Origin of the sequence: Labilibaculum sp. K2S, from assembly GCF_030372765.1 — a bacterium.
In the GTDB taxonomy this organism is placed as follows: domain Bacteria; phylum Bacteroidota; class Bacteroidia; order Bacteroidales; family Marinifilaceae; genus Labilibaculum.
The window spans coordinates 1-8,705 of record NZ_JAUCMW010000038.1 but is presented as its reverse complement, the minus strand read 5'-3'; the positions used below and the strand labels follow the sequence as shown (position 1 = coordinate 8,705).

Annotated in this window: 6 protein-coding genes; all 6 read right to left on the bottom strand. The window is 37.9% G+C overall.

What is annotated here, in order from left to right:
* Window positions 1-1,994: 1,994 nt before the first annotated feature.
* Window positions 1,995-2,483 (bottom strand): DUF3237 domain-containing protein, encoded by a 489-nt coding sequence (locus QUH73_RS20225; protein WP_289532263.1) that lies wholly within the window; start codon window positions 2,481-2,483, stop codon window positions 1,995-1,997.
* Between the two features lie 538 nt (window positions 2,484-3,021).
* Entirely contained in the window at window positions 3,022-3,153 is a 132-nt protein-coding gene (locus tag QUH73_RS20220) for a hypothetical protein (protein WP_289532262.1), read from the bottom strand.
* Between the two features lie 133 nt (window positions 3,154-3,286).
* Window positions 3,287-4,687: a TlpA family protein disulfide reductase gene (locus QUH73_RS20215; protein ID WP_289532261.1), complete on the bottom strand. Its 1,401-nt coding sequence runs from the start codon at window positions 4,685-4,687 to the stop codon at window positions 3,287-3,289.
* Window positions 4,688-4,957: 270 nt separating this feature from the next.
* Window positions 4,958-5,407, bottom strand: a complete 450-nt coding sequence (locus QUH73_RS20210; RefSeq protein WP_289532260.1) for a group II intron maturase-specific domain-containing protein — start codon at window positions 5,405-5,407, stop codon at window positions 4,958-4,960.
* Window positions 5,356-5,823 carry a hypothetical protein gene (locus tag QUH73_RS20205; protein WP_289532259.1) on the bottom strand — a complete coding sequence of 156 codons (468 nt, stop codon included), beginning with the start codon at window positions 5,821-5,823 and terminating at the stop codon, window positions 5,356-5,358. The genes QUH73_RS20210 and QUH73_RS20205 overlap by 52 nt, the downstream gene beginning before the upstream one ends.
* Before the next feature lie 439 nt (window positions 5,824-6,262).
* Window positions 6,263-8,705 (bottom strand): fibronectin type III domain-containing protein (locus tag QUH73_RS20200; RefSeq protein ID WP_289532258.1); only part of this gene is annotated, 2,443 nt, incomplete at its 5' end.

Genomic DNA, 8,705 nt, shown 5'->3' with positions numbered 1-8,705 from the left:
CCAATATGATTTCTTTAAGCATAGTTTTGTTTTTTATTTGTCCTAAATTTACGCAGCACTGCCTGCATAGATTCAAAATTCTTATTACAAAGGGAAACTTCTCAATCTTTCGCATCTTACATCTTCTTACATGAAAATATAACAACTTGACCATGATGCGTTTATTGTTTCTATTTATTGAAAATAAAATAGGATCTCATGAGAAGTTTAACCAATGTTATAGAATCAAATTGGAACCTTCTAGATACTTTATATAGTTTTCATGAAACCACTATTATGCTTAATGAGAGTAATCTGTTTAATTGTAACTCTTTTAAGAAGGATTCTTACAGCAATAGATTCCTTATGTATCAAATTCACTAAATCACCATAGACTCAAGGATTCATTACTAAATGTATATCAGGAGGAGAAATTATGGGGAGGTTTAAATAATACTTCAATTCTTCTTCCAGCTTTAACTACGAAGGATTTAGAAAGCGGATTTTATAAACAATTTTTCAGATAACTCCTATTGTCTAGTTGCAAGAATCGATATATACGAGTATCATTTCGGCCAATATAAAACTTACCAGCTAGGTATTAGTAGATTTTAAGAGTGCTTGAATCGCTCTATAAAAGGAAAATAAAAAAATAGTATAAAACTCTTGGATATCAGGGGGCAAAACAACTCCCAAATACTAACTCAATGAAACACTTGTTAATCCAGCAAAATCAGCAAATGTTTTCAGCCGAATTAGCGGGCACACTTCACCCAGTAATTTATTCACATTGTATTGGTACTTTGTACATTTCAAAACAACAAACTTTCAGATTTTTATTTTGGTTTGCTAACAAATGATATAAACTCTACCTTCCAACAACTTAAAATGCTTAAAGAAGCAAGTATAGAAAAAAGTTACCAAACTTTTAAAGAAGAGTACGCCGACATTTTCAATACAATATTAGATAGAATGATTGCCAATTACCTGGGAGTGCATTACACTTTTTTCGCACGAATGAAAGTTAGATTACTAAAAAATAAGTAACAAACAACAATAAACCAAATCTCAGATTTTATTAAGAATCCAGATCAAGTAGAAACCTTTATTTTAGTTTGTTGATGATTAAACTTTGAAAAAACAAAAACTACTCACTAGTAAATCAGGCAACTATACCATCACAGTACAGTCCAATTTTGTATTAAAAATAACAAAAGCGCAACTAAAATCATAAATAGTAACGCCAAGAGAACAGGGGAAACCAATATGTCTGATTTGTACGAATCATCATTATGTTTATTTTTCATAAGGTCAAATTTTAATAATTATAAAAAAATTTACAATTTGAATAACAAGTTCAAACCTGAGCATAAATTATATTTAAACCAACTTAGCAACAATAAAGGTACAGTAGAGTCTTTTTAAGTAAAGGTTCATGCTGATTTACATTATTATTTTATGCGATTACTTCCGCATATACCACAATAAAGTGACACATCATTTCAGAATTTAGCCTCTTTCAAAAACTCTATTTCTGATAGGAGGATTAATACTAAGAGATTAGGTTCCTCACCTCTTGTAGTATGGAAATAGAAACTTTGTATTATCTTTTTTTTGGCAAATACTCTTTACTACTTTCATATTTGAAAGTTTAAATAGCACTTAACCTTTCTGTTCGTCACATAATTTATTGCAATACTAATTGAATAAATTACAGAGGTGTACATGAACTCTTTTTCTTCAGTACACGATAGTTTAAACTGCTTCCTATTTTTTCCATTGGCATGAAACCGTTTTTTTTTTGCTCATTAAGTCTCATTAAATATTCTAAATGATATAACAATCAAGCAACCACCACCACTTTCTTTACAATTCCATTACACTACCAATAAAACAGTAAGCTTAACAGTAGTCATTGCAAGATTGTTATACGGTTTCACTCCTTGTACATGCAAGAAGAAACCTTCTCTTTATTGTTTTGATAAGTAAAACACCTATTGCTTATTCAATTTTATTTATTCTACGATATACCACGAGTATTTAATGCTAAAGCCTGTATCAGTAGTTTGACCTATGCCTTTGCCAACTACGCAAGCTTTATTTAACCATTGGTATTTTTCGTGGCTGGTTTCGAACTTTGGCCTTACATAAATATTTAAATTTTCAGGCACTATGCCTTTCATATACTGCTCAACCTGTTGCTGATTCATATCTATAATACCAGAGTAGTTTACGTAGATCACAGCCCCATCATCCGTATCAATAATCAATCGTACATCAAGTTCAAAAGCATAATCGGGACGTATGCGAGCCCAATCGCCGCCAATAGCTCTAATGGAGCCATTTAACAAATCTCCCTTTAACGTGCCGCCTTCCGCGCCAGGAAAAATTAAACGTAAGCCTTGACCACCTTCTCCAATAAAAACAGGGTGGTGAGCGTAAGCATCAACCTCGCACAGATGTGCTAAATGTATTGGATGCTGTTCTTTAATTATATTTTTCATATCTCTAAAGTTTTTGTTATCCCAAACCAACTACTAAATAAAGTAATTACGAGATAAACCATTAATTACATTTATATCAATTTCAGCACCTTCACAATTAAGGCTTGTTGAAATTTATCCTGAACTAAAAAAAACCAATCCAACATGTAAAATGGAAAACAAAGTAATTTTAAAATTCTTCATTTAGTGTAATATTAAAGAAGTATTATCTTTGTTGAATCAAAACCTCTATTACAAATGCAAACCATTCAATATTTAATACATTACATTTTCTTACGTACATTCGAAACAGTTGATTTTCATGCCCTGCATAAGCATCTCTGAGCAAAAAGCGATGCAAACATTTTAAGAGTTTTTAAATCTAATTATATCATCAAATAGGAGGAAATCCTATTGTGGCCGCGATTTTCTATCGATTTCAGATTTTTATGTTCTGTATTTTTGTTTTGCTCGTTAATAAATACAGTTTCAGTTCTAGCTAAGGGTATGTGTCCAAATTATCGACCAACATTATTTACATTCTGTCACGGGCGGGCGTTCAGATAACTACATTAGTTATTTTTTTGGCAAGCTCAAGACTTGTTTCGTAACCCAAGCCAGTATTTGCCCCAGTTACCAAAAATATTTTGCCTTTTTGGTCTTTTAACTCATTACTTGTCCATGTTTCCATATCATACCATTTTATAATAAAAAAATTAGCCATGTATTATTATTTCCAAATGCAAGCAGATTTGAACTTTTTAGCCCGCTTACCATTCGGTTTCTTTACTACTCATTCATTTAAAAAACATTTGTATTTATTTTTATAAATCAGAATGATTAAGCCATGCATCAATTTGCTTGACGGAACCGGGCCGTAAAATAATCTTATTATTCTCGTCCAATAAGTACATAGTGGGCGAAGCAATAACATGATAATCGATTATCGGCTGACTGTCCCATTTCTGATAATCGCACACACTTATAAAATCAAACGAACTGGTTAACGCCTTGAAAGCAGCAACATCGGTATCCAACGAAATAAACACCACTTCTACACCTTTTAATTTCCATTTGCTGTAAAGAGGCTGTAATTGCTTCAATTCGTCAATACAGTTCGGGCACCAGCCGGCGCCAAAAATAAGTATTTTATAATCCGACTGAATATCAGACAAGCGGTTGGCCTCTGTTGTGGCGGCACCGTTTTTTAAAACATCGCCCGTAAAAAGAATATCGGGCGCTGTGTTGCCTATTTTCATGGCTCTGTACGATTCCATTTTTTGTGCCAGTTTTTCGTTTACCGCGCAAGAGGTCTGTGTCAGTACTTTTAACGACAGGTATTCTGATGCCTGATTCAAACCACGGCTTTCCAGTAAATTAAAAAGGTATTTGGTTACCTCGTTAAATCTGTTTTCGTTTCCCGACAGGCCGGCAATTAAAAAATCGATGGAAACCTTTATTTCTTTATCAATATCAAGCACTTGTCCGCAGTTTTGAAGCAGCCAAAAATGACTTTCGATGGCATCTTTTAGCAAACCACTTTTATAAAACCGTTCGTCCGCATAATCAATATTACGAAAAGCAGCCAGTGCTGCCGGAATTTTATCGGCTTGGCGGCGTGCAATGGCTGCAACAGAACCGATCAGTTTCCGGATCGGTAAATACCACTTCAGGTAACTTTTTGCATTCAGACCATTCATAAAATCGGTATCCTCTTGTTTTATCCGTAGTATTTCGTTAGTTACCTCTTGCTGCGGAGCTTTGTGTTTCCCAAAAAATGGGTCTGCCTGATAAATATTTTGCAGATATTCCCAGGCACCCAGGGCTTGTTCACGTTTGGCCTGCTCTTTGGAATATTGCACAAACAATTTGTTTTCTTCGCCCGACAAGCATTTTATGCGTCCCGGATCAGCGAATGTTTCACCTTGTAGGAGAATGTCCTCCTTATTTAGAACCACAAAGTATGTGTTTTTACCCCAAGAGCTTAGATAGGCCATACCACAGTTTGTATCGGCATAATTCAATTTAAAAACACCCTGCTCCGTAACCAGGGCACTATCAATACCATACGTGCCAAAGGATGTAAAGCCAACCAGTTTAACCTGCTTACCTGCCAAGGCAGGAAATTTGCCTGTAACCGTGTTTTGAGCATGTGAGGCAAAAAACGAAAAACAAAGCATTACTGCGCTTATAAAATAGTTAATCCCACTCTTTCTAATTTTCATCAATCTATTTTTTTACTTATTACATTCACTATAAAATAACAAAAACTGCGCGGCTCTGCCACTTAAATAAACAAGCCCACTAGTAAACATTTGTGTTGCTGCAAATCAATCTTATACCTAATAACCAATGAACAGTGAACAATGACCAAATGAATTTTGATTCTCTGCAAACCCATTCTTTGCCTCGGGTTTTAACCCGGGGATATTGAAGGAACGATTTTCATGATTCCAACATATCTGGCTCGTTCCAATTTCGTACTGTTAATAAGCTTAAACGTAGGCACTTTCTAATTGTAACACCGATTCCAATTGTCTGGTTTGTTTGGTGCTTAATGCAATTAATTGTTTGTTTTGTTCTACAAGTTTTGCCATTAGTTCTTCCAGCAAAGCAAGGTTCAGAACCTCAGTGCCCGAAGATTTTGAAGGCATTGCCGTCCACACTTCAGCAGGGTAATTTTTTACCGTTTTTATGGGTCGTGCCAAGCCTTGCTTTAGAGCTAATAGGCTGCGCAGGCCTAGTTTCTGCAGTTGGCTGTTTTTACTAAAACCTTTGTCGGATGCGCGTAAGTACTCCCGTACTTGTTTGTGTATAAATGAATCTAAACGGGCAAATTGTTTGATTACGTCACCATATTTATAATAATGACCAAAACCATTAATACTCTGGTTTAGTGTTTTGATAAATGTTCGTGTGCTTTTTTTAGGTTGATGTAAGCACATCGCCGTGATTTTTTGTTCGAAAATATCGGTTTTTTCAGCACTAAGGGTGTAATATCCTCCCTGAATTTGCCATCGCCGTTGGGATCGTTGGGATCAGCATAATTCAATGGATCACTCGAAGTACTTTCACTCACCTCTACCCATTTAGATCCATCCCAGAAAAAGAACGTATTATTGTCTGTATCAAATACTAACATTCCTTCAGCTGTTTCATCTACAGATTCGAACATCCCTATTCGTTGGGCAGTTGTCAGCCTAGGAGTCAATAATCCCTTGCCCTCTGAAAACAATTCTAAAATTGCTTTGGCATGAGCTGGATTTTTCCCTTTCCCAATACTAATTCCACCTTCCTGTGCAAAAACACTTAAGTTCACAAAGAAGTAACAAAGAATAAATAATGTGTAAATTTTTCTCACAATGGTTCTATTTTAGCTACTAGTTTTATTTTTTGAATCTGAAATTAGTAAGTATACTTCCCTCTCAAATAAGCTTACTATAATTTTGTTAATTCTCATTAAATTATTTATACTGCAATTAATCATCCGTTAGTTTTTAGTAATCAGTAACCAGCCTGATTGACAAGATAATTATTTTCAGTATTTTAACTTATTGCACTTTATCTTGTAAACACTCTAAAGATAAAGCGTTTACAAGATATTAACGAACTATGCTGCATTATTAAAAGCACATCCCTCAACTTATAGATATCATATATAAATACAATCATCTTTTACCAGGTCGTTTACAGTAACACCTATATTACCTGTACTGCTTTACATCCCCATAAAGCGAAAACCGTTAGCAACTTTCCATAAGTGTTGGGAAGTCGCAAAAAAAGGTTGCAATGAGAAAACATCAATCTTTGCAATACAAAATTCGCCTAACACTATTGTCAAAGTAAAGATACGTTAAGGCAGACGAACCACTAGTATAATACGACCAATGGTAATCATCGGAAATATGGTAAATTTCATCAGGCAGCAGATCAAGGGCGAGCACAAACGCATCTCGGTCAAGAACGACGTCCCACGTGGCTTCGATTTCAAGAGACGTAGCCACGTGAAACCCAGCTGGGGCAACGCTCACCGCGTTAACTTTCTCATCCGTAATAACCCCAGTAGACCAGGATGTACCGGTAGAGCTAACCCATTCTAAAGCTTTTGGAGTCACGGGTGTAGAAGCAGTACTCGCTGCACTCGTACCTTCATTATTGGTAGCTGTCACTGTAAAAGTATAAGTAGTAAAATTGGTCAGGCCGGTTACTGTTATTGGACTGCTTGGGCCGGTTGCTGCAATACTGGCCGGGTTGCTTATTACCGTATAACTAGTAATCGGCGAATCACCTTCATCAGCAGGTGCTGCAAATGATACTGTTGCCTGAGCATTACCTGCCACTGCACTAACTGCTGTTGGTGCATCGGGCACTTTAACAGGCGTTACCGGAGTAGAAGCTGTACTTGCTGCACCCGTACCTTCTGCATTGGTTGCTGTAACGATAAAAGTATAGGCAGTACCATTGGTCAGGCCGGTTACTGTTATTGGGCTACCCGAGCCACTTGCTGTTTTTGTATTGTCCTCTACGCAGGTTACCGTATAAGAAGTAATCGCTGAACCACCATAATTTGCAGGTGCTGCAAATGACACAGTTGCTTCTGTATCTCCTCCCACGGCACTAACTAATGTGGGTGCATCGGGCACAGTAACAGGAGTTACTGAATTAGAAGCTGCACTAGCCACGCTCATACCTTTTTCATTATTGGCTTTTACTGTAAAAGTATAGGCAGTACCATTGGTCAGACCGGTTACTGTTAACGGGCTGCTTGTGCCGCTTGCTGTTTTTGTATCGTCCTCTACGCAGGTTACCGTATAAAAAGTAATCGCTAAACCACCATCACTCGCAGGTGCAGTAAAAGTAACTGTAGCCTGTGCATTTCCACCCATTGCAGATATTCCGGTTGGCGCATCCGGAACAAAAACGTTTAATACAGGTCCCTGGTAAGCAGAGAGTACTGCCAGTCCTGGCGAAGTACCCATTGAAGATGCAGGAGTTACCGTATAAGCTATGTATTTGTCCACATCAGCTGCTGCCAGTTTATAAGTAGAGGCAGTGGCTCCGCTAATGGCTGTTTTATTTGTACCTGCAGCATCATCGGCGCGGTACCATTGGTAAGTAGAACTATCGTCAGGATCGTTTTCCGCATCAGCATAGTCGTATGTACCCGTTAGTGCTCCATACTCCACTAAAGAGCCCGTAAAAGTAACATTCGTTGCCGTTGGCGCTTCGTTGTTTAATACAGGTCCCTGATAAGCAGAGAGTACTTCAAGTCCTGGTGAATTACCGGTTAAAGATGCAGGAGTAACCGCATAAGCAATGTATTTGCCCACATCAGCTGCTGTTAGTGTGTATGTAGCAGCAACAGCTCCGCTTATGGCAGTTTTATTTGTACCTGCAGCATCATCGGCCCGGTACCACTTCTGCGTAGTTCCGCCTTGGGTTTCACCTTCGGCATCAGTATATGTATAGGTTCCTGTCAATGTTTTATTAATGAATAAATCGCCGGTAAAAGTAACATTCGTTGCCGTTGGCGCTTCGTTGTTTAATACAGGTCCCTGATAAGCAGAGAGTACTTCAAGTCCTGGTGAATTACCGGTTAAAGATGCAGGAGTAACCGCATAAGCAATGTATTTGCCCACATCAGCTGTTGCCAGGGTGTATGCAGCAGCAACAGCTCCGCTTATGGCAGTTTTATTTGTACCTGTTGCATCATCGGCCCGGTACCATTTAAAGCTTGTACCGTTATTGGTATTACCTTCGGTATCGCTGTAGCTATATGTTCCTGTTAATACTTCGAAAGATCTAAGCGTGCCCGTATAAGTAACATTGGATGCTGTTGGTACTTCGTTGGCCAGTACTACACCTGTATAGTTCGAGAATGCTTCAAGCCCAGGACTGTTGCCTGTTGCGGCTTTTGGTACCACTCCAAAGCGGATAAATTTACCCACATCAGTTCCTGTCATGGTATATGTTGAACTTGTTGCACCAGTAATGGCTGCTTCGCCAGTACCTGTATTATCGTCAGCACGGTACCATTGCAGCGTAGTTCCGCTATTGGCATCACCTTCGGTATCGCTGTAAGTATAAGATCCTGTAAGATTATAACCTTCCTTCAAACTACTTGCCACTGCAATGGTAACAGAGCTTGCTGTTGGTACTTCGTTGGGAAGGATAGGTCCAATAAAACTTGACGCTTTTACATGGATTCCCTGGCCTACACCACCTCCGGCAACCGGTGTCACT